Origin of the sequence: Sphingobium sp. PNB (assembly GCF_019873065.1) — a bacterium.
Lineage (GTDB): Bacteria > Pseudomonadota > Alphaproteobacteria > Sphingomonadales > Sphingomonadaceae > Sphingobium > Sphingobium fuliginis.
In genome coordinates, this window is sequence record NZ_JAINEZ010000011.1 from 1 (window position 1) to 24,389 (window position 24,389).

The 24,389-nt window shown below is 63.3% G+C and carries 23 protein-coding genes and 1 pseudogene; 3 read left to right on the forward strand and 21 right to left on the reverse strand.

Features of this window, described 5'->3' with window-relative positions; genetic code table 11:
* Positions 1 to 81 precede the first annotated feature (81 nt).
* The 18 genes and pseudogenes from K7W03_RS05910 to K7W03_RS05995 all read right to left on the reverse strand — a co-directional run.
* Positions 82 to 1,170: pseudogene (locus K7W03_RS05910) on the reverse strand (conjugal transfer protein TraG N-terminal domain-containing protein); the annotation flags it as partial.
* A 35-nt stretch (positions 1,171 to 1,205) separates the two neighbouring features.
* Positions 1,206 to 2,630 (reverse strand): conjugal transfer protein TraH, encoded by a 1,425-nt coding sequence (locus K7W03_RS05915; protein ID WP_222885813.1) that lies wholly within the window; start codon positions 2,628 to 2,630, stop codon positions 1,206 to 1,208.
* A 1-nt stretch (position 2,631) separates the two neighbouring features.
* Positions 2,632 to 3,468 (reverse strand): conjugal transfer protein TraF, encoded by an 837-nt coding sequence (locus tag K7W03_RS05920; protein WP_222885767.1) that lies wholly within the window; start codon positions 3,466 to 3,468, stop codon positions 2,632 to 2,634.
* Positions 3,449 to 5,155 (reverse strand): conjugal transfer protein TraN, encoded by a 1,707-nt coding sequence (locus K7W03_RS05925; protein ID WP_222885768.1) that lies wholly within the window; start codon positions 5,153 to 5,155, stop codon positions 3,449 to 3,451. Before K7W03_RS05925 ends, K7W03_RS05920 begins: the two co-directional genes overlap by 20 nt.
* Positions 5,152 to 5,916 carry a type-F conjugative transfer system pilin assembly protein TrbC gene (gene trbC, locus K7W03_RS05930; protein ID WP_222885769.1) on the reverse strand — a complete coding sequence of 255 codons (765 nt, stop codon included), beginning with the start codon at positions 5,914 to 5,916 and terminating at the stop codon, positions 5,152 to 5,154. The genes K7W03_RS05925 and trbC overlap by 4 nt, the downstream gene beginning before the upstream one ends.
* Positions 5,913 to 6,941, reverse strand: a complete 1,029-nt coding sequence (gene traU / locus K7W03_RS05935) for a conjugal transfer pilus assembly protein TraU (RefSeq protein ID WP_222885770.1) — start codon at positions 6,939 to 6,941, stop codon at positions 5,913 to 5,915. Before traU ends, trbC begins: the two co-directional genes overlap by 4 nt.
* Positions 6,938 to 7,585 (reverse strand): type-F conjugative transfer system protein TraW, encoded by a 648-nt coding sequence (traW, locus tag K7W03_RS05940; RefSeq protein ID WP_222885771.1) that lies wholly within the window; start codon positions 7,583 to 7,585, stop codon positions 6,938 to 6,940. Before traW ends, traU begins: the two co-directional genes overlap by 4 nt.
* A complete protein-coding gene (locus K7W03_RS05945; RefSeq protein ID WP_222885772.1) occupies positions 7,582 to 8,106 on the reverse strand; it encodes a S26 family signal peptidase in 525 nt (174 codons plus the stop codon). Before K7W03_RS05945 ends, traW begins: the two co-directional genes overlap by 4 nt.
* Positions 8,093 to 8,500: a type-F conjugative transfer system protein TrbI gene (locus K7W03_RS05950; protein ID WP_222885773.1), complete on the reverse strand. Its 408-nt coding sequence runs from the start codon at positions 8,498 to 8,500 to the stop codon at positions 8,093 to 8,095. Before K7W03_RS05950 ends, K7W03_RS05945 begins: the two co-directional genes overlap by 14 nt.
* Positions 8,497 to 8,892 carry a hypothetical protein gene (locus K7W03_RS05955; protein WP_222885774.1) on the reverse strand — a complete coding sequence of 132 codons (396 nt, stop codon included), beginning with the start codon at positions 8,890 to 8,892 and terminating at the stop codon, positions 8,497 to 8,499. The genes K7W03_RS05950 and K7W03_RS05955 overlap by 4 nt, the downstream gene beginning before the upstream one ends.
* A 31-nt stretch (positions 8,893 to 8,923) precedes the next feature.
* On the reverse strand, positions 8,924 to 11,470 hold the full coding sequence (gene traC / locus K7W03_RS05960) for a type IV secretion system protein TraC (RefSeq protein WP_222885775.1): 2,547 nt from the start codon (positions 11,468 to 11,470) through the stop codon (positions 8,924 to 8,926).
* On the reverse strand, positions 11,470 to 12,240 hold the full coding sequence (locus tag K7W03_RS05965; protein ID WP_222885776.1) for a conjugal transfer protein TraV: 771 nt from the start codon (positions 12,238 to 12,240) through the stop codon (positions 11,470 to 11,472). The genes traC and K7W03_RS05965 overlap by 1 nt, the downstream gene beginning before the upstream one ends.
* Positions 12,233 to 13,114, reverse strand: coding sequence for a DsbC family protein (locus tag K7W03_RS05970; RefSeq protein WP_222885777.1), 882 nt, complete (start codon positions 13,112 to 13,114; stop codon positions 12,233 to 12,235). The genes K7W03_RS05965 and K7W03_RS05970 overlap by 8 nt, the downstream gene beginning before the upstream one ends.
* Positions 13,111 to 14,448, reverse strand: coding sequence for a TrbI/VirB10 family protein (locus K7W03_RS05975; RefSeq protein ID WP_222885778.1), 1,338 nt, complete (start codon positions 14,446 to 14,448; stop codon positions 13,111 to 13,113). Before K7W03_RS05975 ends, K7W03_RS05970 begins: the two co-directional genes overlap by 4 nt.
* The gene (locus K7W03_RS05980) at positions 14,441 to 15,196 is read right to left on the reverse strand and encodes a type-F conjugative transfer system secretin TraK (RefSeq protein ID WP_222885779.1); all 756 of its coding nucleotides are present in this window, start codon (positions 15,194 to 15,196) and stop codon (positions 14,441 to 14,443) included. The genes K7W03_RS05975 and K7W03_RS05980 overlap by 8 nt, the downstream gene beginning before the upstream one ends.
* Positions 15,196 to 15,768 carry a type IV conjugative transfer system protein TraE gene (locus K7W03_RS05985; RefSeq protein ID WP_222885780.1) on the reverse strand — a complete coding sequence of 191 codons (573 nt, stop codon included), beginning with the start codon at positions 15,766 to 15,768 and terminating at the stop codon, positions 15,196 to 15,198. Before K7W03_RS05985 ends, K7W03_RS05980 begins: the two co-directional genes overlap by 1 nt.
* 12 nt (positions 15,769 to 15,780) lie before the next feature.
* Complete coding sequence (gene traL, locus K7W03_RS05990; protein ID WP_169493579.1) at positions 15,781 to 16,068, reverse strand: type IV conjugative transfer system protein TraL; 288 nt, start codon at positions 16,066 to 16,068, stop codon at positions 15,781 to 15,783.
* Between the two features lie 27 nt (positions 16,069 to 16,095).
* Complete coding sequence (locus K7W03_RS05995) at positions 16,096 to 16,425, reverse strand: hypothetical protein (RefSeq protein WP_169493578.1); 330 nt, start codon at positions 16,423 to 16,425, stop codon at positions 16,096 to 16,098.
* A gap of 347 nt (positions 16,426 to 16,772) precedes the next feature.
* Here K7W03_RS05995 and K7W03_RS06000 point away from each other — a divergent pair, with 347 nt between their 5' ends.
* Genes K7W03_RS06000 through K7W03_RS06010 form a run of 3 tightly spaced genes read left to right on the forward strand, consistent with a single transcriptional unit; the run spans position 16,773 to position 18,265 of the window.
* A complete protein-coding gene (locus K7W03_RS06000) occupies positions 16,773 to 17,234 on the forward strand; it encodes a transcriptional regulator (RefSeq protein ID WP_222885781.1) in 462 nt (153 codons plus the stop codon).
* A 47-nt stretch (positions 17,235 to 17,281) separates the two neighbouring features.
* Positions 17,282 to 17,518: an AlpA family transcriptional regulator gene (locus tag K7W03_RS06005; protein WP_222885782.1), complete on the forward strand. Its 237-nt coding sequence runs from the start codon at positions 17,282 to 17,284 to the stop codon at positions 17,516 to 17,518.
* 54 nt (positions 17,519 to 17,572) lie between these two features.
* On the forward strand, positions 17,573 to 18,265 hold the full coding sequence (locus K7W03_RS06010; protein ID WP_222885783.1) for a HEPN domain-containing protein: 693 nt from the start codon (positions 17,573 to 17,575) through the stop codon (positions 18,263 to 18,265).
* On the opposite strand, the gene K7W03_RS06015 is transcribed toward K7W03_RS06010, so the two are convergent.
* The 3 genes from K7W03_RS06015 to K7W03_RS06025 are packed head-to-tail and all read right to left on the reverse strand — an operon-like array spanning position 18,247 to position 24,387.
* Positions 18,247 to 21,372, reverse strand: a complete 3,126-nt coding sequence (locus K7W03_RS06015; RefSeq protein ID WP_222885784.1) for a helicase-related protein — start codon at positions 21,370 to 21,372, stop codon at positions 18,247 to 18,249. The genes K7W03_RS06010 and K7W03_RS06015 overlap by 19 nt on opposite strands.
* Positions 21,369 to 23,231 (reverse strand): phospholipase D family protein, encoded by a 1,863-nt coding sequence (locus tag K7W03_RS06020; protein ID WP_222885785.1) that lies wholly within the window; start codon positions 23,229 to 23,231, stop codon positions 21,369 to 21,371. The genes K7W03_RS06015 and K7W03_RS06020 overlap by 4 nt, the downstream gene beginning before the upstream one ends.
* Positions 23,221 to 24,387, reverse strand: a complete 1,167-nt coding sequence (locus K7W03_RS06025; protein WP_222885786.1) for a DUF6361 family protein — start codon at positions 24,385 to 24,387, stop codon at positions 23,221 to 23,223. Before K7W03_RS06025 ends, K7W03_RS06020 begins: the two co-directional genes overlap by 11 nt.
* Positions 24,388 to 24,389: the final 2 nt, after the last annotated feature.

Sequence of the window (24,389 nt, forward strand, 5' to 3'; positions counted from 1 at the left end):
CCCCTCCCTGCGATCAGGCCAGACAACCGATCCTACCGGCCATCATAGTTGCCGCTGAACCGGCCATCGTAAATGTCGCCGCGCAACCGGGCCGCTCTTGGGCAACAGGAATAGCGGAAAGAGGACCGGGAAGAGGGCGTAGAACAGCACCGTCAGGACGATATTCAGAAGCGGCACCCACTTCATCGCATTGCTGGCGATCGAGCTATAGGTGCGCTCGGTCTGGATGTCGGCGCGCGTCTGGGAATAGACGTCGACACTCGACGTCCCGCTGCCGCCGGCCATCGAATGCATCGCCTGGCTCATCGCGTTGATCGTCAGCGTTTGCTTGAAAATTTCGGTCGCATTGGCCGAGACGCCGCTCAGATACTGGTAGGCCACGGGCAGGTCTGCGAACAGTTTGGCCTTGGCGAGCGCAGCTGTCTGGTTGGGATAGAGCTGGCGGCCGAAAACGGTGCCCATGTCGTCGACCAGGCCCGCCCACTGATTGTTCAGCGCATCATAAGCTTCCCGGCAGGTCACGATACTCGAGGTTACCTGGCCCGAGGTCGCATCGCGGGTCAGGAAGCGCTGTGCCCGGGCCTGACTGCCCGGTGCGATCGTTGCCCAGATGTCGTTGGATTCGGCGAGCTGCTTCATCGAATAGCGGCCGAGCAGCACGTCGTAGAAGACGCATTGCCGAAAATGCTCATCGAGATTGGCGGCAAATTCAGGGTCGGAGATGCGCAGAGACCGCGTGGCGTCGTACAGCCGGGCGCCGTAGATCATGCCGTTCCTGGAGTAGTTGAGATCGCCGGGCAGGCCGAACACGACTTCGGCCGAGCCCGTGAGATAGTCGCCGACCTGGCTGGTGAAGCTCGCCATGAGCGCGAGACCCAGCGGCACGTTGCTGACATTGGCCGGTGCAAGGCTCGGGTTGAGCCGGTCCGTTACATGGACGTCGAGACGCGGCACCATGAGGCAGGAGTAGATCAGTGTCGCGCCGAGGAACCAGTTGATCCAGGCGCGCCAGTCCTGGTTGAACGCAAGCGTGAGCGCCGACAGACCGAGGCCCATCACCATGACCACCTGGAGCAGGCTCTTGTAACCGCCGTTGCCGGTCCAGGCCGCGACTGCCTGGAACACATTCACCAGATAATCGCCGCCGCCGACCGTGAAAATTTCAACCATGTCTCATGTCCCGCTTGGGTATGCGCTCTGGGGAATCAGTGGGTGAGGGCGCGGTTCTGGACACCGCGCGACCAGTCGAGCGAGGCGGCCATGCCCGGAGACAGGGAGGCTGCGAGGACGTTCTCGATGAACGCCGTCTTCTCGATGATCTGCATGATCGCGTTGACCTTGAGGTGCGTGTTCGCCTGCCGGTCGGCGAGCGCCTGACGCACCACGTTGACCTGACCCTGCCACATGGCGATCTTCGCCTCATCCGCGCCGATGAAGCTCGACATCGAGCGGCCGGCCTCCCCGACGATGCGATCGAGAACGGCAAACAGCAGATCGACGCTTGCGATTTCGGCCAAGGTCTCACGATCATCGGTCGGCATGCCGCGGCCATAGGCAGCTTGCACCGTCAGGATCTTGTAGAGCGGCGCCGACGAGACCTGGAGCAGTTCCTTCTGCGCCTCGGTGATTGCCGTATCCTCGCGGATCGCCTGAACCATGCTGGCGATGAGCGCGGAGACACGCGGCCGCAGGGCCTTCGAGGCGGGCAGGCTCAGCGACTTGAACCCCGGATCAAGGCACTTGTCGGGCTCGTCGCAGTGAAAAATCAGGACATTGCTGCCGCTCGTGCCATCGAGCAGCGACGTCACGAGGGTTGATGAGGCTTCCCCGACGATCGGCACGAACTTGCCCGGCTCGTCATCCTTGGGCGGCACATAGATGATCGTGCCGAGGAGCGTCATGGCGTATTCGGCGAGCTCCTGGTCGAACGTGCCGTTCGGCGAAAAGAACGCGGACTTCTTGAGGATAGTCCAGGTGTAGTTGCGCGCGACGCCGGTGTTGACGTCGTCGTACTTCCCTGCGCCCTGGGCGGTGGTGCTGGCGCGCTGGCCTTTGGTCCCGCAGCCGTGCTTGGCGGCGGCATAGTCAGTGAAAATCCCCTCGGAATTGCCGATCGCCTCGCAGATCGCCTTGTCGGCGAGATCACCCTTGGGCCAGATTCCGCCGACCAGACCCTGGGCGAGCTCGCAGCTGTTGATGTTGAGATTGTTCATGAGTTGAGCCTTCTGGCTGAACTCCTGCATGATCTTCGAGCATTCCGGGCAGACCGTGTCAATCGCCAGGCTGAAGGCAAAGCCCACGGCGTTGTTCGCGACCGCTTTCAGCATGGCGACGATCTCGCTCGCGTTGATGAAGCTGAAGGAGCCGGCAAAAATGTCGATGCCGCCGCAGCCGGCGCGGGCGCGTGGCAGTTGCAGGTTCGCGATATTGGTCGTCTTCTGCGGGAAGCGCGTCCATATGTTGCCAAGGCTGTAATAGCCCGCCGATTGCCCCTGGAACGCGGTCGGGCCGTTGACGTTGGCCGCGCCGCCGACATCGTTCAGGAACGAGTCCATCGAACTGCCCACGTCGGCGGAAACGCTGGCGAGGGGGAGGGTGGCCGCGACGATCGCGGCGATGACGCGTTTAATCCTAGTAGTCACGGCCGGCTTCCTTCGATGTGAGGAGGTAGATGCGGTCCTGCAGCTCGTCGGCGGACATCACGCCGTAGCCGATCGGAATCGCCTGGCCCTTGGCGGCATCCCACAGCACGACGGCCGGGGTGATCTTGGGCTCGAGCCCCATGCGGCTCCGCTGGTTGGTCTCGACCGTGTAGGCCGGGAAGTGCCGGGAGGGGCCGCCATCGGTCGAGATCGCGCGCACCGTGATATGCCAGGTCGTGGCGACGCTTTGCACGATCGGCGACATCACCTCACAGGCGCCGCAGCTCTGGGCGAAGAAATAGAACAGGCCGTAGCGTTCGGAGAGATGCGCCATCACCGCGTTGCGTTCCGCGCCGCGCGCATCCTGCCATTGGCGCTTGCCCAGCGTCGAAACCGGACGCTGCAGCGTGTAGTCGAGGTCCGGATCCTGCCAGATCGCCCGCTGCCAGACGTCGCTGAACAGCGATGCCCGGTCGAGCTGCTCGCGCTGGAAGCGAATGTAGGCCGTCACGTTGGCCGGAGTCGGCTCGAGGATCGCTTTCGCCTTGAGTTCCCGCAGCTCGGCGGTGACCGCGTCGAGCTGGCTTGTCGCGCTTGTCGCCGGCGCCGTCTGCGCGTTGTCACGCTCGAGCGGCTTTGGCCGCGCACAATAGAACCAGTATCCGAGCCTGCGCTCCTGGCAGTAGAAGCTGTCCTGCCTGTCATCGGTTGTGATGAGAGGCGGTTCCTCGGCCCGCGCTGGAGCGGTGGCAAAGGGATAGGTGGCGGTGAGGGCCAGGCCGCCGGCCAAAAGCCGCCGACTGACCTTACTGGCGAGCGCGGGCATAGTAGTCCTCGATCTTCTGCTGGATTTCTTGGGTTGCCTGCAGTTCATCGGGCAGGCGGGCGGCATCGGTGAACTCGGCGTAGACCTCGCTGAAATCCATTTTCGAGAGGTCGAGCCGGGCAAACTCGTCGATACTGAAGCCGAGGCACTGCTCGGTCTTGGGTTTACCCCAGGGCTTGTTCAGCTGCTGGCGACCCTGCTCTTGGAGGATCCGCGAGAGCTTGGATTCAAAGCAGCAGTAGACCTTCCGCTTGGTCAGGCACACGCCGAGGAACGACGACGAACAATAAGTGCCGACGTAGGCGCACAAACCTTGCGCGTCCTTCTGGTGAAGCAGCATTTCCTCGCGGCTACAGCCCAGCGCCACGAGCAGCTGGATGCCCGGAATGAGCGGGAAACCCTTGCCCTTGCAGCAATTGAGGACCCCAAAGACCTTGGATGAGCAGGTCTCGCGAGTCCCCTTGAACAAGGTGAGCGTGTCCGGGTCGAATTCGCGCCGGGCCTGGTTCATCGCGTTCAATGCGACAACGGCATCCTTGAACTCGCCATTGGCCTCGCGCTCGATCGTCTCACACGACCCATCGATGCAGTAGACATCGCCATCGCAGATGAACTGATTGGTGCTCGCAGGTTGGTCGGGCACCGGACAATCGTAGACGCGCTCCCAGGTCCGGCAAGGCTCGTCGGTCAGGCAGTCTTCGCGAACCAGATTGCAGCCGGGCGTGGTTTCGAGCGTCTGGCAATCCTGCGCTTGCGTGAACTTCGCGCAGGTATAGCTGCGCGACCAGGCCCAGCATGGCTGCGCGACGGAAACCCCATCGACGATGCGCGTGACCGGATCGCTGTCGGTGCAGCTCTCGGTGTCCTGCTGGCAGGTGCTGTCTGCTGCGAGCCCTGCACATTGGCTCTCGTCGCGGGTCGTCGTGACGACGTTCTCGCCGGTCACCGTGTAGGGCGTGGCGCCATCGATCGGCGCCGTGCAGCTCATTTCATTGATCGTGAACGACGTGCAGCCGAATGAGGGGTCACAGATGTTGACGGGGATGGACTGGACTAAGCGGCATTGCGGAGCGGGGTAGCGCGCGCAGTCATACACCGTGTTGGGGTCGCCCGCGCCCGGCAAACAATAATAGCCGTAGGCCTGGCGCTGCTCGACTTTGGCGACCAGCGTGACCGGGCAGTTTCGCGTCTCCTGGGTTGCGGTGTAGCCAGTGTTGCAGGTGGCCATGTAACGGCCGCCAGTGCCGCTTCCGGGAGGCAAAGGGACGCAGCGGCCCTGGCTGCCGCTTATGCCCATTCCGCTGGTATAGGAGAGCGGGTCGCCGCCGATGACCTTGCTGCGCGCGATGGTTGCATCGAGGTCCTGCGGGGCGAAGCGCGCGCGCCGATCCATCGAGTCCCGCATCGTCCGGTAGCCCGTGCTCGAAGTGGCCTGACTGGCGGCCTCCCGGCTCATGCGTTCCGGATCGTCGAAATAGCCCGACTGGCTCGGCACCCCGCCAAAATTGGGGATGCGGCTCGCATCGGGATCGGTGGTGGCGGCCCCCTGTGCTGCGGCGGCCTTGTCGCGGCCGAAGGCCTTGCCGTCCGCTTTTGCCGCATCGGTCGTCGTCTGGGCGCGAAGCGGTACGGCCGGGTTGAGCGTGGTGGCAGCAAGACAGGCGATGGCGAGGAGCAGCCGTTTCATGGGACGGGCCTTTCGAGGCGGGCAAGATGTTGGGCGGCGAGCAGCGCTCCGGGGCCGCCGCCGCGCGCGAAGGTCTCCAATGCGTAGTGAGCCGTCACGTTGCCGGTCATGCGGTCGTGCGGGGGAACCTCGCTCTTGCAGTCAAATCCGTCGCACAGGTCGAAGTCACTGCTGGTGACGACATAGGTCGGAGCGGTATCGATCCCGAAAGCGCGGAACAGCCGAGGATCGATCCCGACGCCGTCCAGTTGCTCGCCTTCACGGGCGACCTTGGACAGTGCGGCGGTCAGCGCCTTGGCGCTGTTTTGCGGAAGCCCGCGAAAGACCACGACGCCGCCGGCGCGAGTCACATCCTCGATCATCGCGCGAAGCGCCGTCGGCGGCATCGAAGTGCTGGCGAAGGCGATGAACCGGGGCGCCTGACCCATGCCTTCGCTCGTCATCGCGCCCGCGGCGGCGACCATCTTGTCGAAATCGAAAGTGCTGTCCGGACCGACCCGTTGGGCCTTCGCAGCCTCCCCGACGTAGCGCTTGCCGTGGGCCTCAGCGCCCGCCGCACTCGTTCTTGCCTCGTCGGCCACACTTTCGGCGCGGGAACGGGCATTCGCTGCGAGGGCGTCGGCTTCGGCCGCCTGCACGGCGGCACGCGCGCGGATCGCCTCCAGATCGAGGTCGGATCCTGCGGTCTGCGCCGCGGCGCCAGCAAAAGCGGCAACGCTTGCAACGCACGCGATTACAGCGAGATGAGGAAATGTCTTCATAGTGCACAGCAGTTCCGCTTGCGCCAGACCAGATAGCCCATGTCCTCGCCGATGGCGGGATAGACCTGGCCTGCCGACATGAAGGTGGTTGAAGCGCCAATGGGCGCGCAGGCGTAGCGGCCCTTGGTCTGCGGATTGGGATTGGTGGCCTGAAAGCGGTATTGCTGCTTGCGCATCACCGGCATGAGGTATTTGCCGCAAAGACCTTTGCTGCCCATCGTGCCCCAGGCGACCAGCTCGCGGTGGAGCTTGTAGGAGAAGCGGGCAAGCGCGAGCCGAGAGGCCTGGACGTGACCGATCGTCGCCGAGACGTTGCCGTTGAGCGGGTACATGGTCCCCTGGCAGCCGGCGCACCAGAACAGTTCGTCGGTCGGCAGTTTCGCCGTCGCCGCCACGCAATCGGCGGCACATGCGGCAAGCGCCAAGGGATTGGCAAAGAGGACCGCCTCGGGATTGATGATCGCGGTGAGTTCGCTGTCCTGCCAGAGCGGGTCGATCTCGGTGATATAGAGAATGTCGATCGAACCGGACTCAAGGCACAGGAAATCCGCGACGATCTCCATCCAGTAGATCAGCGGATAGGCATACCAGTGGACGTGCCACTGCGAGTTGTACTGCGTCGCACCGCCCACGGCCGAGGGGCCGGCCATCGACTTGTAGCCGATGTCAAAACCCGGATCGAGCTTCATCCCACCCAGATTGACGAAGCACCACGGCTTCATGCTGACGTCGGCAAGCCGGACCGGCTCCCAAAAACCCATCGCGATCCCGGGCCTGGGGCCGCACAGACAGACAGGGAGCGCCGGATTACCCGTGTCGGGGCGGCTCGAGGGCCAGATCTTCAGGCCGCCGATCGAGATCGGGAACAGGCAGGACCAGCAGATGTCGGTGATGGGGTTGACGAACTTGCCCGTGCAGCGGCCCGGCCCTGCGGAGGCTTGAGCGGGTGCGCTGACCGCAAGGCTCAGGCTCGCGAACAGGAATATGCCGCAAAGCCATGCGAAGATGCCCTTTTTCCTGTTCATGAGGGGGTTCGCTCCTGCGGCTTGATCGGCAATTCCTTGACGATGAGGATGCGGCCCTGCTGCTCGACGGTTGCCGGCACCGCGCGAATGCCGAAGTGCTTCACGAGGGTGCCGCCCTGGTCGAAATAGAAGCGGCGCTGGCGGGCCTTCATGAGTTCGAGCGGGGCACCGCGCACGAGAATCAGCTTCGCGGCGGTTGGACCGAAACGTCGGCTCGCCCAGGCCAGCTGAGCGGGATCATCGCCGTCGAGGAAGACGAGGGGTGCACGCAGTGGAACCGTGTCGAGTGGATTGACCCGCGTACCTGCCGCGATGATGGTCCGCCCCTTGTCGTCAGCGATATCGCGTTCGACCGTGATCGTCGGATCGAACCGCAACACCCGGGTATCCGCGGCCAGGCTCACGCCGGCGACAGGTTCGGGCCGGTTGACTCGCGCGATGGTTCGCCGCTTCAACTCTTCGTTGAGCCTTGCGGTCTCGCCGGTCGCTTCCAGATGCTGGAGACGTGCGTGGATCTGTCGAAGCAGATCCGGCTCGATTACCGGCCAGACAGCGCCCTGCTGACCGTAGTCGCGCGCTGCGGCAGGGACTGCACCGACCGTGCAGCCAAGGAGGAGGCCGAGAGCGAGGAGGCGGTGTGTCACAGGATCGGCCTCCCCACTCCCAGAATGCGCTGACGGCAGATCCAACCGATCGCCGCATAGCGACTGTCGAAGCCGTCCTTGTGCCCGGTCGTCACGAAGTAGCAGCCTCTCGGCACCGTGCCGGTAGGGCCGAGGGCCAGCGGCTCGCCCCGCCGGCTCTTGAGCTTCGCCTTGGCGACCTGGCGGCCGTTGACGAAGTAGACGCGGTCCTTTTCGGTGACGACGTCACCCGGCATGCCGCTGACACGCTTGCCGAAGGGCTTCGGCTCCTTGCCGAAATGCTTCGCGAAGAGCGGCGAAGCCGGCGGATCGAACAGGATGATATCGCCGCGCTGCGGAGCGGCTCCGCGGTCCAGCCAGATCGCCCAGTAGGGCAGGCTCGGGCTCGCGTTGATCATCAGCGCATGGCCTGCCGCAAAGGCGGCCAGCGACGAGAGCGCGAATGCCCCGGCGCCGAGACCACTCCAGAGCGCTAAGCGACGCCATGTCGGGGATCGGAGGATGATATCAGCGGCGCGCATCGGGAATGGCTCCCATCCGGCGCTCGACATCGACGCGCACGGTTTCGGTGAGGTCGGGGGTGCTGCCGGCAACCACAGCTTCGGCGACCAGGACCGTGCGTCCGTCGCGCGCCAGGCGCTGGACGGATGCCTCGACCGCCTGGAGGTAGGCTTGCACCCGCTGCTTGGTTTCTTCCGGCGGCCGCCCTGTGCGCGCTTCGGCTTCGACGAAGTCGCCCATGATGCGGCTCAGCCCGACCGTCACGACCTCGCGCTTGCGCAGATCGAGGAGTGCTTGGGTCGCCCAGACGCCCCAGAGTGTTGAGCCGAGCATGCTAGCGCCAAGCGCAATCGCGGTAAGGTTGAGCCGGGAAAGCCGCTTTGAAACGGCCCATGTTGCCAAAATGTTCTTCACAGTTTTTTCTCCCGGAGCCCGTCGGCGACCTCATTGAGGAAGCGCGGCATGCGCCAGATCGCCATCAGGGTGGCGAGACCGATGAGACCGAACTTCAGTTCTTCGACGAAGCCGGACTGGCGAGCGGCATCGGCCGACAGAAAGCGATCAGCCAGATTGGCGACCTGCGCGAAAAACACATCCACGCTGCCGCCCGAAATCATCAGGAAGAAGAGCAGCGGCAGGCCAAGCGTCATCAGATAGGTCGAGGCCAGGAAGCCGCCGGCCTTGACGAGGATGAAGCAGGTATCCGCGGCGTGCCGGCGCCAGGTTGGCCCGGGCGGAAGATCGAGGCCCTCGTCCAGCTGGGGTTCGTGAGCCCGATCGAAGGGAGTGACGACATGAAGAGGCATGGAAACAACAATCCTTGAATGAAAGGGGAATTCAGGAGCGATTGGCGAAGGCGATCCGCTCGATCGCGTCGGCGAGCTGGTGGCCACGGGCGATCTCGGCGTCGATCGCGGCAAAGGTCTGCGGAGAGCTCGAAAAGAGCGTCGCCGAATAATCGTCGAGAACGAGCCGCCCGATCGCTTCAGTCTCCGGCCCCTTAATGAAGACCTCGGAATAGTCGTTGCCCGAGCGCTTGAGGCTGCGGATCAAGGTCTCAGTTCGGTCGTCCATGTCGAGGCGCTTCGATGCCTTGAAGTCGGCGATGGTTTCCGGCTTCTGCTGGAGGATCAGCATCCAGTCGCTGTTCTCGAGTGCGGCGGTCGCGCCATCGGACTTGTAATAGTCGTTGAGCGATTGGGTCGCGGTGGCGAGCGCCCCGCCATATTTGCGGCAGGTGCGGGCATAGGTCTCGACGAACTCGCCCATCGAGCCCCCCTTCAGCATCGACCACGCCTCGTCGATCAGCAGCAGCTTGCGAACCGAGCGAGGGCTGCGGGTCATCGCCTGGCTGGTCATGAACATGATGGCGGACAGGACAACCGCGCGCAGTTCCTCCCGGCTCGCCAGGTCCGACATTTCGAAAACCGTGAAATCGGCATCGAGGTCGAGGCTGGCCTGCCCTTCGAAGAAGGCTCCGTAGGTCCCGCCGGCCATGAACGGGGCGAGCGCTGTCGCGAGATCGGCGGCGGCCTCGCTGCCGAGGGCCACAAGGGCATCGCCAACGGCGGTGATGCTCGCATCGGCGCCATGTTCGTTCCACACGGAATTGACCGCCCGGTCGATCAGACCGCGTTCGGTATCGTTGAGGCGGGCGGAGTGCCGGGCCATCTGGCCGACGATCGCCTTGATCATCCCGAAGCAGTCGAGGCGGTAATCCTCGTCCGCCTGAGCCCGCGTGACGTCGATCATCGAGAAGGGATTGAGGCAGAAGCCTGCCTTCATCGTGAACTCGACGAAGCGTCCGCCCTGGAGCTTGACCGAATGCTCGAAGCTGCGGCCATCGTCGATGACCACCACCTGCGCGCCCGCCCCGCGCAGCGCCGCGCACATCTCCTGGAGCAGCACTGATTTGCCTGAGCCCGACTTGCCGCAGATCGCGACATTATGGTTCCCGGCATCATTCTCGAACGGCGACCAGAAGAAGGGCTGGCCCCGGCGTCCGACGAAGAGCAGATGCGGATGAGCACTGCCCAGATATTCGCCCTGCATCGGGGCGATGTTGGCGGCCGTCGTCGACAGCACGGTCTTGAATCGCTTGAGCCGCTCCATATCCGCGCCAAGCCCGTCGGCCAGCGTCAACGGCATGGCGGCGAGAAGGCCCTGGACCTGGAGATAGCGCTCGTCGGCGAGGTCCCAGCCAGCAGCCTTGTAAATCGACTTGATGGCCCGCTCGTGCCGGTCGCCTGATCCGAGCGGCGAGAAGGCCGTCAGGCCGTAGAAGACCCGGACAAGCCGGCGCCCTTCCTGGAGCTCGGACTGCACGTGCTGCCATTCGGCTGCCTGCTCGCCGATGCGCGGCAGGAAACGGGCGCTGCGCGTGCCGGAAAGGCTCGTCGTGCGCATGAACTTGAATCCAGCCTTTGCGGCAGCGGCTTCCTGATCGGGATAGACCAGGCAAAGCATGGTTGCGGTAGGACATGGGAAACGCAGCTTGTCGGTGAAGAGGTCGCCGATCAGCCGCGCGCATTCCCACGGCGCCCATCGCTGCGGCATGTTGCGCGACGCATAGTGCCGCACGTCGAAGGCGTCGGGATAGACGGTGCCGATCTCGGGCACGCCGTCGTTGACCTTGCCAGTGGGTCGGAACCGCTCGGTGCGGAGCTGCATCCGGTCCTCGTGGACGACGAGTTCGATGTCGTGACGGATGGCTTGGGCAGCAATCGGGTCGTTGGGATTGTAGGGAACCGCATCGTCCTGCGGTGCGGTTGTCGGCGACGTCAGATCGTCGATCACCGCGATGAGTTCCTGTGGACCCACTTCGGCCACCCCGAGGTTCAGGGACTTGAGCATCGCGATCAGGCCGTCGCGGGTGTGCTTGAGATCCTCGTTGCTGGTCGCCTTCGCGGCGGGAACGCCGACCGACACGATCACCTGGTGATGGCGGGCATGGAACGGAGCATCGCTCGAGCCCGATTGCCAGACGAGACTGTAGAGCCGCTTTGCCCGGTGCCGGGCGATCGCTTCATAGACGCCGCCCTGGACGTAGCGCGGTGCAAACCAGGGAGCGACGATCCGGCTGATGCGAGGGCTGGCAAGGTGCAGCACCTGCAGGCAGGCGCCCGCCGGTAACCCCTCGGAGAAGAACTGCCCCAGGATCTCGCCGGTCCGTTCATCGGCCCCGATCAACGGGGTGACCGAAAGGACGAATCCCTTCGACCGCGCGTTGAAATAGAGCCGGCTCTGGGGATCATAGACCCGGTAGGGAAGCCAGTCCGACAGCATGTCGAGCATCAGTTGCGGGCGGCCCTTTTCGGCATGCTCCGCATCGCCCAGCAGACCCGAGAGGACCCGGTCGACGATCAACTTCAGTTTCTCGGCCATCACTTGTGATCCTTCTTGGGAGCGGCGGACTTGGCGGCTGCTGCCTTGGCGGCTTCGATCGCCTCGATGCTCGGGAAGGTCGGCGTGACGCCCTGGACAAGAGGCCGAGGGGTTCGATCATGCGGGGGCGGCACGTCGAACCCCTCGACCGCCGGCGCCGTGGCACCGGCAACGGCCTCGCGCGCCGTGGAGGGGAGGACCGGCGGCGAGGCAACTTGCGTATCGAGGGCGGGAGGAGCGGCGAGTGAAAAGGGCGAGGCGTCTGGCACGGCGTGGGATGCTTCGCGCGCCTGCTCGGACTCCTCGATCATGTTTGGCGACGCGTCATCGGCAATGGCCTCCATCCTTTGCTGCGCCGATTTGAGCTTTCGCCGCAGCTCGCGCATGAGCGGCGGGGCAGGATCGTCGCCGGGCCTGCGTCGCAGCTCCGCCGCCCAGCGGGGATTTTCGATGACGGCCCAGGCGACGGCCTCGTCATGCAGCGTTCCGGCTTCATCGACATGCGCTGGAAACACGATCTTGAGCGTGCGCTCGGACGTACGCGACGTATCGCCTGCGGCGACCCCTGCTCGCACCCGGGCCAGCTCGGTAGACGCGGCCGCGCTATCGATTTCGGTGGTGGCACGCGCATCGATCACGTGGGAGGGGGCGCAGTCGCCCTTGGGCGCACGGCAGGTGAAATCGCCCTTGACGTTGGTGCCGAAGGTGGCGCAGCCGCTCACCAGGGCGGCGAGGCAGACGCACGCGGCTAGGCGCATGGGATTAGCCATGGGTTTTGTCCTTTGCGGAATCGGGGGTGGGGGCGCCGGAGAGGAAGGCGCGCAGTGCCGCCGCCGGGCGGAAGCCTTCGAGGACCGCGCCATCGGATGGGCGGACAATGACTGGCGTGCCGCCAAAGCCGTGCGCCTTCGCGAAAGCTTCGTTGGCGTCGAGGCCGCTGGTATCGCACGGCTTGGGATTGGCGAGCGCCAGCCCCGAATAGGCCATATGGAGCGCGATTTCCGGCCGGGCCGCGCAGATCACGCGCTCGGAGTCCTTGCGGCTTTCCGCCCCGAAGATCGAAATCGGCCGTTCCTCGACCCGCGCGCCGATCGCCTTCAATTCGGCTTCTAGCTTCTTGCAGTAGCCGCAGTGGAAATCGGAAAAGACGACCACCCTCGGACCATCGGCCGGTCCCCAGGAAATTGCGCCGCTGGCCGGAAGTTGGCCAAGCGAAACGCGCGCCGGAACGCTCGCGCGCTGCGGGGGAGGGGCATCCTCCCCGCCCGAACGCCGGGCTGCGCCTGCTGCGAGGAGGTCGGGATTGAGCGCCAGCAGACGGGCAGCCGTCAGGTCTTGGCGCGCCTCCATGTCGTAGACCCGCCCAATGACCAGATATTTGGCCGCGCGGTCGACGTAGAAGAGCGTCGACTTCGAGGCGACCTCGCACAGGCCGCCAAGCCCCTTGCAGGTGATGGCGTCGATCGGCGTCTTGGGAAGGCGCAGCTTGAGCGCTGCGCGGACCTTGGCGGTATCGGGTCCGCTGGCAGGGGAGGCGAGACTGGCCACGCCCCAGCCGGTGGCGGCGGACAGGGTGATCAGAGCGGCAATGCCTGCCGCGGGACGAAGCCAGCGGCTTCGCCCTTGCTTGGGGGCTTCAATCATCGGGAGTTCCTCACGTAAACGCCGTCGAGAAAGACGATTTCGACATCGATGCCGGTCGGCATCTCGACCACGGGCTGGTACTGTTCGGCGCGTTCGATCAGGTATTTGCTGACCGTGTCGGCGGCATCTGCCGCGCCCTGGCCGAACCCTCCGCCGACAATGTCGCCGGCGGAGAGTTTCGACCGGCTGCCGTCGGCATTGGTGCGGGTCGCGGAGAAGGTCGAATTGGCGTTGGCTGAAAAACCGCGCCCGAACCCGCCAACGATCCCGGCGAGCAGCGCCTGTGTCACGAGATTGCCCTCGCGGCTCACGACACGCCCGCGCACCCCGGACTTGCCGGCAAAGCTGATGAAGCCTTTGACCTCGCTCACTGCGACGCGCCCGCCAGGCTGATCGCAGGTCATGCGGGCGAGCTTGACGTAGACCTTCTCCGACGAGAGATCCCCGCGCGCCGCGCCGTTGACCACGCAGCCCTGGATCCGGGTTGTCAGTACCTTGCCGTTTTGCAGGACCGATCGCGCCGGCCCGGTGATCCTCAAAACCACCGGAAGGGGATCGGTCTGGCTTGCAACCCCAGCGGAGGCATCGACGCCGACAATCACGCGTGCCGATGCGTAGGAGTTCGGCGGCAGATAGTCGGGTGAGTCTTCGACCACAACCGGCGGCGCCTCTGGTCTGGTTGCTTTCAGGCCGCCGGTGTTCGCCTTGTCCGAAGCAAAGCTCATCAGCTTCACTTCGCCGGGGGCAGGGACCGTCGTCTCCCCGCCAGCCACGGCGCCTGCGCCGGCCTGCGGCGTGGGTACGGTGCGGCCACGCGAGTCATACCCACCCGCCTGCGGTCCGTATGCCGGTGCGGTGGAAGACGGTGCCGGGGCGGAACCTTGCGCGGTAAGCCGGGATTTGAGGTCCGCATTCTCGGCCGAGATCGCGTCGATCGCGGCCTGACCATCAACCCGCATGGCCTGGTTCTCCGCTTTGAGAGCAGCGAGCTGGGCCTCAACCTCGTTTCGCGGGACAGCCGCGTCCTTGAGCGCTTTCTGCTCGCGCGTCACCGCGTCGAGGCGGTTTCCATAGGTGGCGACAAATTCGCGTTGCGAGAGATCGCGGTTGACGAGCCCGGCCGTGTCGATGGTACGGGCCGCGTCGGGATCGTTCGACTTCGCCTTGTCGTCACCGCCCAAGATGAGCCAACTGCCGCCGGCCAGGGCAATCGCGCCGATGGAGGCGAGAAGCAGCTTCTGCCGTTTGGCGGTTCGGGCGTTGAGACCGGCCGCTTCCGACGGCGAAGCAGGTTCGGCCTGCAGGGAAGGCTGAAGGTCGTGCGTGTCAGTCATGGCTGCTCTCCCCGTTCATGCCGACCACGAACGCGGTCGTGCTGGAGCCGGGGTCGAGCGCCGGATTGGCGATCGAGACGGCGAGGCTGTCCTTCGGCGCAAGGTCGCGCTCGGAGAGGTTCAGCCGTTTGGATCCGCGGTTGGTGACCCGGATGACCTTCCCGGCGAGGTTGGCGCCCCGATAGTCGGCGACGAGTTGGACCTCGATGTCGCCGATGCGGGCAGGCACGGCCGAGGACTGCCGTACCTCGAAGCCTTCGATGGTCCGATCGTTGGCCATCGCCTGGACAAGGCGAACCGCGCTCGTGGCGAGCGGGGTCTCGGCTTCCCAGCGGGCCGCGTCATTCTTGGCGATTGACGGATTGGTGATGAAAACCTGAGCCGCAGGGATGCTCTCGACCTGGCAGGCAATCTTGTAGACGAAACCCTTCTTGGTCGTGGCAAAGAAGCTGATTGACCTCGCCGCGTAGGTCTCTGGGACCGACACGTAGATGTCGCCGCGCAGCGGTTCGTTGGTGACCGCGAAGTCGTTGTACGGTGTGCCCGTCGACATCTTCGACACGCTGGCGAATTGATCGTCGACCAGGGCGAAGCGCGTGAGTTCGCGGGCCGAGACCACGCACTCGATGCCAGCGCCATCCGCGGCTTGCTTGAACTGGTCGGCGAAGGCCGGCCCGGCGACGCATGCGGCGATCGCCGCAAGGCCATGAAGGGCGGCTCGCGCACGCCTCTGGGTTCGGTAAGCCATCACTGGGCCTCCTTGGCTTTGTCTTGGTTGGGGAGTTGGACGAAACCCGACAGCGCGAGACGCAGTCCTCGGTAGGTCCATTTGAAGCGGAAGCGGCGCTCGTCGCTGGCGATGACCTGAGCGCCAACAAACGTCTTGAGCGTGCCAGTCACGTCCGACGTCAGTCCCTTCGGGTCCACTTTCATCGAGCGAATGACGAACGCCTGGGTGACATCCGAACCGCGCTGCTCCTCGACGATGCGAACGAGGTCAGCCTTGAGACCCCCGTAGCTGGCCGGATCGGCAAGCTTCAGAATCTCGTTCATCCAATAGTCGAGGCCTTCCGGGCTCCGGTTCAGAAGAATGAGCGCGGTGTCACGGGTGACGAGCTCGAGATATTCAGCCTGCACGCCGGCGCTGGTCACGGTCAGTTGCTTGGGCAACGTTGGAAGCAGCACTACCTCGCGGTCGCGGGTCGCGGCGAGGCTGGTCGCGATGACCAGCGCAAGCCCAAGTCCCGTGGTGGTCAAGGCCAGGAGATTACGCTGGCGCAGCAGCGACTGCTGACGCTCGTGTGAAATGTCGGCAAACATGGGTTTCTCCCCTCAACCGGCAAGCAGACGGCAGTGGGAAGGCGGCGTCGACCTGAGACCCAGAAATCCGGCCGGCAGATACCAATATGCGGCATGGGCTACCCAGGAGCTGGCGCGTCCTGCTTTTGCCTTTCGCAGCGCGAACCAGGCGCCGAAGGCGACAACGATGCCGATGAAGATATGCTGGCTGAGGATCCCCCAGGTGAAGGGGACGATCATCCCGGCGAACTCGTCGATGGTCCAGAAGCCGATGAGCTCCGGGTCGTCGAGCCGACGAGGAATGATGTATGGGTCCGCCATGAAGACGCGCCTTCCCGTGCCCGACCGTCAGATGACCGCGGTCACGACCGAAGTGACGATCGGGACACCCGTGCCGACGCCGATGCCGACGCCGACCGGAACCGCGACCTGTCCGAGCGAGAACCGGCCCGAGGCGAGGCCGATGAGACCGCCGGCGAGACTGAGCACGGTGATGATCTTGCCGCCCGAGCCTTCGAGAAAGTCGGTGAACTTGGTCAGTGCCGGGGTGAACGTCGTGTCGGCGCCAGCGTAAGCTGCGCTCGCGGCAAGAGCGGCGAGCGCGACCGGGATGGCAAAGTTGACGGCCTTGCCAAAGCCGTTCGCGCCGATGCGCCGGGGGAGGGTGAGGGACTGCATATGGAGCTCCGTCTGGAGGGGTGAACACAGCGTCCTTTCGTTCGCTGTGCCTTCCACATGCATCTAGGAAATCGGTGTAGGAAAGATCGGGAGGTGCAAACGCCCGGAACGCGGACTGATGCGGACAGATCAAATCAGCACTGCCGGTGATTACGGCATGCAATGGCGGAATACGTGGAGTATTCTGGCGACGAAGTCCGTCATCTGCGTCGACGATCTCCGGCGACTCACCGTCTGGGAATGATTCGCCTACAAACGAGAAGTTCCGTATATGTTCTTTTCATTTTCCTACATGCGCGGGGGCAGGTTATGGCTGTGACTCATCCAGCCAATGAGGAGAATCGGCCATGCACCCAACCCCATCAACGACCGGCCAGGCTAATCACAGCCTCGCACGCATCCTCGCTCACGCTGTTGAAGCGGCTGACAAACCGAAACACCAGATCGCCCGCGAGGTCGGCATGCACAGGGAGACATTGCTGCGGGTCATGCGCGGCGAACGGCCGATAGGGCTTGATGAAGCCGCTTGCATTCTCGTCGTTTGCGGGGCTTTCCCCCGCGCCAGCATGATCCTCGCCCTCGCCGGGCAAGAAGATTTGGCGTGCGAGTGGATGCGCAGCGAGATGGGCGAGTTTCTCGAGGAATTCTTCAGCGCCCTGCCGGGCCACCTTGATCGAACTCTAGGCCGTAGGATCGCGGATTTGAGGCCACGTTGGGCGAATGGCACTTCGCAGCTCGTCGCGCGCATGCTGGCTAAGCACATCGACGACTTTGCCAACCGTGACATAGCGATGTCGTTGCCAAGATGATCCGAAGCCTCGGAGGGGACCGAGATTTGCCAAGACAGGAATGACGAATGACCGCTGCTCCCTCGAACGAAGCCGCCTCTCCGCACTCTGACGAGGCGGCGCCTCTGCCCGCCCGCCTTCTGCGCTTGCCAGATGTCATGGCTCGCGTGGGAATGAAGCGTTCCGCGATCTATCAGCGGATGAGCGAAGGCAGGTTTCCGAAATCACGATCGCTTGGCCCGAAATGCGCTGTGTGGGTCGAAGCGGAAATCGACGATTGGATACGCGGAATCGCATCAACCTAGATCGGCCTATGGCCCGCTCCTTGCCGCAAACGCAGTTCCGTCTAAGTTGCGGGCATGGTCCATAGATACTTACCCGGTGATCTTCTCCATCCCGATAGCCTGAAGGACAAACAGCGCCGTCTACGCGGCGAATTTCCGACTCCGCTGACGCTGCGCGTTCACCGGTCGTTGTCCTGGCTGCGTCGCGCTGAAGCCGAAGCCGATGATCTCGATATCCGTTTCATTCTCCTTTGGATCGGTTTCAATGCCGCTTATGCGGGCGACATTGAGGCGTCGGCTGCCTCGCCCGCTCCAGAGGGTGAGCGTGGGCTGTTTCAGGCATTCTTTTCGACGCTCGTTCGCTTCGATGGTCGCCATCGGGTTTATGACATGGTCTGGGAGCGGTTCAGCCAAGAGATCCGGCTACTTCTCGGCAATCGCTACGTTTATCATCCGTTCTGGCAGCATCAGAACGGCATCGTCGGCTACGCGGACTGGGCAGAAAAGCTTGAGCGCAGCAGGACTGCCATCAATCACGCGCTGCGCGAGCATGACACGGTCAAAATCCTCTCGATTCTCTTCGATCGCCTATACGTCCTGCGCAATCAGTTGGTTCATGGCGGCGCGACCTGGAATAGCGATGTGAACCGCGATCAGGTGCGAGACGGGGCGTCTCTGTTGGGTTGCCTGCTGCCGATTTTCATTGATCTGATGATGGATAATCCAGACCATGAATGGCCAATGCCGAACTACCCGGTCGTGGAGTGATCTGATTGGGCATTCAGGCGAATTCCTGGTCTGAGCGAAATCTGGAATTCCGCCAGCTCGCTCACGACCTCTTCGCTCATCCCTGAGAAGAGTTCGATCAGCTCGTCCTGCCGCGGTTGCCCGAATGCCAGTCGATAGCTCGCGAGCGACTTCTTCAGGTTCTCATAGCGTTCATGCTCACGGCTGAAGGGAGGCATGAGCACCATGCGCTCGATCTTCGCCTCGCCAGGATATATCCAGTAAGGCACGATATCGCCGGGATGCCCATCTGCCGTTTGTTGATCCTGCGCCGCCTTGAACATGGCGGTCCATGGTGCCTCGGTGCCAACGAGCGCCGAAGCGCAATTGCCAAAATCTGCCGCGATATTGCGGCGCACCGCATGATTCTTGAATCGATGGACACGGCCCTCGCGCTGTTCGATGTCGACCGGATTGCGAGGAAGGTTCCAGTGGACGATCCGCGCGCAATATGGGTGAAAATCGAGGCCCTCTTGTCCGATTGACGTAGATGCCAGCACGAATGGGCGAAATGGCGATTTGAAAGCAGCCTGGACGAGCGTGGTTCGGCGAACGCCCTTTTCCTCTTCGGCTTTGGTCGCGAAGCGCATGGCGAACCGCGCACGGATTTCGAATGTCTGGTCCTGCAAACGCGCGCGGCCGGCCGTCCAGTGATCGAGCGTAATCTGAGCGGGCCGCAGTGCGACAACCTCAACCACCTTCATGGCGATGAGCCGGGCTCGCTCGGCCGCATCGACTTGCTCGGCGCGTTCACTTTCCAGGACGAGATGGAGATACTCATCCAGCACCGCGGAAAGATCGTGCTGCGCCGAGTGTGCGTTGACCTGGCGCCAATAGTTCAGGGGCGAGGCTTCCTCCAGTAGAGCGCGGCTTTCTGGTTGGTTGTATAGGCTGCGAAATCCGAGAGCGACCACGATCGCCGCGCCAACAAGCGCCGGATCGTCGATCTGCAACTCTGGGCAAAGGCGAGCGAGGGCGCGGAGCGCGCAGGTCGCAGGTGAGCCAAGCGCAAATTCCGCCAGCTTGTCGAGTATGTCTCTTGGATCGGGGTCGCCATGATGGTCGTCGGAATCCAATGCCTGCCTAATCGCTTCGATCGTCCGTGCCATCGCGCCATGTTCGTCATGCGCATCGTGCTCGATGGCACCGACGCGGCCCCAGTCCACACCTCGGCCCAGTTCGGCCTCGACTGCAAGGGGCATCAGGCGGTCGGATCGCTCGGCCAGTCGGGAAAGACACGCTCGATCGAGGCGTTCCCCAAGAACCTGACGAACCTGGACAAGCAGTTCAGTAAAAGTGCCCGCTCGTCCATGGCGCTTTTCTAGCTGCAAGGGATCCACCCAAGCGGCAAGGGTGGGGGATGGACACAACATCGGCATCATTTCTTCGACGCCGATTGGGCGGCTTGTGCGCCCCACCAGATCCGGTGACATCTTCATGCGCCGGCTTGCCTCATGCGAGAGAAGCGCCGCAATTGCGTCCGGGACCATCGACCAGTCCGAGAAGACCAGCGTCTTGGTCGCCGGGACAGGCTCTCCGAATGAAGGACGGGAAGGCGGAATCCACAGCGCACGATCAAGGCCGTGTTGGAAGGCGGTGTCGGCGAGCGCGCGCATTCGTCCGTTGCGAAGTGGAATCTCTGCGAAGTTTTCGACCTGTGCCTTGTCGATGAAGTACGGCGCGGCGGCTCTAATCGCGGTGCGCAGCTCCCTGGCCGGCCGCAATTTGACTGCCTGCAGGCGCTCTCGCAGCTTGTAGCCACGCATGAAATTGAGAAGGTACGGCGACGACTTCCAATATTCGACGATGCCAGGCGCACTGACGAGTTCGGCCACCTGCGAGACCGCTTTCGCCTCCCTCAGGTCGTCCGTCTCTATCGTCAGCGGGGGCTTCAACTCCCTCACAAGCGAATTGCGGTCCGCGGTGGAGTCGACGCGCTCCGTCCGGGCAACGACCTGGCTGAGGATGTGATGCACGCGGTCCCGCTGGATACGCGCGGCGGATCTTGACGCAGGCATCGCCTGCAACGCACGCCGGAATTGCGAGAGCTCATTCTCGAGTTCCCTGACACGCGCCTCGCCGTCCACGTCGCCGAAGAGGAAGCGCATGGTTCGCAGGAAATCGCTGTAGTGATCGCCTTCTTCCGGATCGTCGCTGCTCAAGGTGAGCATCCGGTACGGCGTAGCGGACAGCAACAGCAGGCGTGCCGACGAACCGTCCGTGCCAGAGTAGGAAAACAGCGCCCGGGCAAGCTCCGCAGCCGCTGCTTTTTCGGGCGCAAGACTCTCATCGTGCTCATGCAGCAATTCGGCAAACCGCTGGAACTCGTCCAAGATGATGAGGTCCGGGGTAAGTGCGTCGACGCATATCCGTGCCAGGATGCGGCGAAGTTCCCCGATTATCGAGGCCGGGCGCTGGTCGGGTGGGTAGTCAGGACTTTTCTTGTTCCGTGCCAGCTCCGATGCCGCGCGAATGCGTTGGATGAAGTCATCCCCGATAGCGTCGTTGAATTGCTCGGGTATCTCTTTCGAAATCGACTGGCTGCGCATCCAGTCTGTCCAGCCGGGCCAGTTCTCAGGCGTAACTCCGCCGCGAAAAATGCGCTGCACGCCACCATGCCGGATGCCTAGCCTTTTTCTCAGCATTTCATAAATGAGAGCGCGCTCTTTTGCCGTGCCCAACGATGACTTGAGATCGAGCGCCGTTCCCGGTGTCAGGCTGATAAGATTTATGGGCCTGGATGCGATCCCTCCTTCCTGCTCGATCTCAAGCGGCAGGAGCGTGAGGCGGGTGTTCAGCGGTTTGGTTGCTGATCCGATAACATTGAGTGACTTGATATTCTGCTCGGCTATCGCCTGGTTCGAGCAGATGTAAACCACGTCTATCCGGTCAACCTTCCCGGTCAGTTGTTCGATCGTCTTGGCGATAACGCCGCGCGCAACCATGGTCTTTCCCAAGCCGACTTCGTCGGCAACAAGGAACTGGCGCGTGGGCGACGCATCCGTGAACAGGCGCTGGAAGACGTAGTCGACCGTGGCGCGCTGGAAGGGCTTCAGGAGTTCCAGATGGTCGTTCGCCCGATAGGTCACTGCCGCGCTCCCTTGGTGGCCAGGAGCGGCGCAAAACTTGCCCAAAGCGCGAGGAACTCTGGCGGCACTATGTTCGCGCCGCCATCCGGATCTTCAAGGCGCTTGATGAGCTGATCGATCTCGGCGAGCTCGCCGCCATCGAGGCTTAGAGCGCGGACCATCGGTTCGAGAAGCGATGTTCCGCCCTGACCGAGCCGGCGCAGCCATTGTCCTTCGCCGGCGGCCTCGCTTTCGAGGAAACTACCTTCGCCCAGACTTCCGAGGAGCAAGCTCAAATATCGAAAGAAATTCTCGACATTCGCAATGTGCGCCCGCAGCACGGCGGCGTCGCGCCCATCAGGGACCCCGACAAGCCGCGCACCAAGGGTGAAGGCAACTTCCACGCCAGTCTGCTCGTCGCGAAGGCGGATTCCCAACCAGCGGGTGACCTCGCTCAATGGCACCGAACCAAGCGTAATTCGAGACTGTGCTTTCGAGAGCAACGCCGCAGCATCGTATCCCCGTTCGTTCGCAACGGTGATTGCGCGCATGAAACAGCTTACGCCGTCCGGTAGCTCGAGGGATGGGGCTTTGCCGGCGATCTCGACTTCGAGCGCAATGGTATCCGTCAATTGGGTGCAATGAAGGTCGAGCGCGATCGCCGCGATTTTGATGCGCAGTTTCTCCAGCGCTTTTTCGGCTGCCGCCACAGCGTCCTGCTCGGGCGGCTCGGATGGTGTATAAGGAGCCAGGAGGCGGCGAAATCCTTCCGAGAATACCGTATCCTCAATCGTTCCCATGCGGGATTTCGGGCCATCGAGCGTGGCCATGATCTCTACGTTCTGCGTCCGGCCTCCGTGGGTCGGCACCAGCGCAGCCGTCGTCGCATTGGCGGACCCAAGATGAACGTGCAGGCGTGAGCCGCGCTCGACGACATAGGCCTTGGCGTGAAGGCCCTCGAGATCGGCTGAACAGGCCTCCTCGCGGTCTTCTTCCTCGTATTCGGTGGCGCGGTCATCGAGGGTTTGAATCTCAAAAAGACTGCGAATGGCCGGTTTGACGCAATCGAGTTCCTCGGCCCGCGCGATGAGTTGGCAAGATGCGGGATCATCGTATCCCGAAGCCAGTAGCTTGAGCGCGTCCCCGCTTACAAAGGGAGACAGGATAGCGAGGCGCTCCCCCTTTTGCGGCGCCCACGCTCCCGCTTCGAGGCCGTTGACGGCGAAGCGGATCTTGGTTGCCCCGGCGGGAAGATCGTCCCACCAGCAGCAGGCGAGATCGCGCAGCAGCGAAGGGAGGAACTTTTGCGCCGTCGGCCGATTGGCCGCATTCGCCAGTCCCGGAAGAGCGCGTAAGAGCCCAACGACGGGCTCATTGCCTTCGCAAATATCGTCGGCGACCGTGCCATCGAGGCAAAGCGCCAAATCCCAGCATCGATCATTGGTCAGGTTACGCGAAAGAATCGCCAGCCGCATGCGGATGGGCATGCCCTTGCGTTCCGGTTGGAAGCGAATGCACCACAATTTAGGATGAAACGCTCCGCCTCCCGGCGCCGCAACCTCGGTGATGGTTTTCTCATAGAGGGCCATCAGACGCGCTGCATTCGGGCGCGCCTCCTTGATGCGGCCACGATCGCAGTAAATGGCCATCCGGCCCGCCATCCGTTCGACGCTTTGCAACAGAGCCAGGGGGCTGCGCAGCATCTCGTCGCGATTCTCCGCGTCGCGAAATACTATGGCGATCGGGATCGCGAGGGCGGTCTCGAAATCGAGCGAATAGGTGGTAGCTATGGCGTGGTCGAACCTATACCCGTCGGGCGAGCGCATGAGCGAGGTATAGAGTTCGCGATTTTCAGGGTCGAAGGCGGGGTCAACTGGCATCGGCAAGCTCCCCGAGATAGCGGCTGGCGATGCCCCACCTGAAATCGAGTCGCGCGTCCCCCGAGGCCCCTGACCAGCGTTCAAGCGGCGCATCGTGAAGAAGCCTTGCCTTCATCCGTTTCAGCCCATGCTCTCGCTGCTTGAGCAGTTCTATCGCTTGGTGATCAGCCTCAAAGGGACCAGTGCCATCCCGGGCGACTGTTACCCATCCCCGGATGAAATCCCGCGATGACTTGGTGAGGTTGTGGCTGGTCCTGCCAATCAGGCCGAAGAGGTCGTCGAGATCCCAGTCGTTCAACGCCAGGTGATCGAGCTCCGACCTCCAAACTTCGATGCGTGAGCGATAGTCCGCCGCCAATGTGTCCGCATCGGCATGTTTCTTGGCGTTTGGCCGGTCTGCAGTACGAAGGGCCAGCAGGAGGTTATAGAGAAGGCTGGCTCCGTACATGACGCCGGAAAATCGTTCGGCATGCCGGAGGACCGCGCGATTGGCGTCTGAAATGGTGTCTTCGGCGATCTGCCACGGCAAGTCATCCGCGAAGGATTTGCCCTTGCGAGCCAGCTCGTTCAGCAAGCTTGAGCCCGCATGGCTTTCGATGCGGTCTCGCAGGAAATCAGCCTCACCATCGGCCAGGGCGAAGGACGCTTGGTTCAGGAGATTTGCGGGTGGCTTGGGAAGGTTGGACGACCAGAGTTTCAGATCGTGGTCCTTCAGGCTTTCGGGGCCATAGGACAGGAAGGTCGAATGGCTGCCCGGCAGCGCCCGGATGCCTAGCGTGTTCAGACCCGCCCAATAGACGCTTGATGCAAGGCGCTTCAGGTTCCGCCCCGCGTCTCGTCCGATCACCCCGATCGTCTCCCCACCGCGCAGCAGGGCTTCGCTCAACTGGAATTCCAGATCGCGAGCAATAACCGTGCGTTCCGCCTGCGTGGCCTTGCGACCCTGTGCTTCCAGATAGATCCACGGAATGAAAAGCATGTAGCGCAGCCGCGTCTGGATCGTGCTGGTTCCGGGAAAGAGAAGATCGGCCAGCCCGTCACGCACGGTGCCGAGGCCGAGCTCGTCGCGCGCCTCGGGCTGTTTGAACAGGTCGATCAGTGTTTGAGCGCGGCGACGCTCTTCGGGGTCAAAATCGATCCAGGCGAGATAGGACATGA